Source organism: Gelidibacter salicanalis, assembly GCF_016469035.1.
GTDB classification, from domain to species: Bacteria; Bacteroidota; Bacteroidia; order Flavobacteriales; family Flavobacteriaceae; genus Gelidibacter; species Gelidibacter salicanalis_A.
Genome location: NZ_JAEHJZ010000427.1, coordinates 1 through 265, shown reverse-complemented (window position 1 = coordinate 265; position 265 = coordinate 1). Strand labels below are relative to the sequence as shown.

General features: G+C 49.1%; 1 protein-coding gene. It reads right to left on the bottom strand.

The annotated features are described in order from the left end of the window. Positions 1–257, bottom strand: a 257-nt coding sequence (locus tag JEM65_RS22675) for a hypothetical protein (RefSeq protein ID WP_233530816.1), incomplete at its 3' end; no start/stop codon positions are given. Positions 258–265 lie beyond the last annotated feature (8 nt).

The window sequence follows — 265 nt, the reverse complement described above, 5'->3', positions numbered from 1 at the left end:
TGGTAGATCTCGAACGTCTTCGCCACACTCGGATTCAGCCCCGACTCTTGGGGATGGTAGAATATCCGGTGGAAGTTCGTGTAAATCTCCAAGTCGTCCAATTCGTTGCAAATGGCCATGGTCACGCCGAGGTGTCCTCTGATATTCAAAAGAAGCTGGAGAATGGCATGGCACTTGTCTCGGTACACCTGTGGATCGGTCTTGATCTCGTTCAGGTAGATAAACAAGGTCAGAGACTTGGTAACCAATGTCACCATAGTCTTCA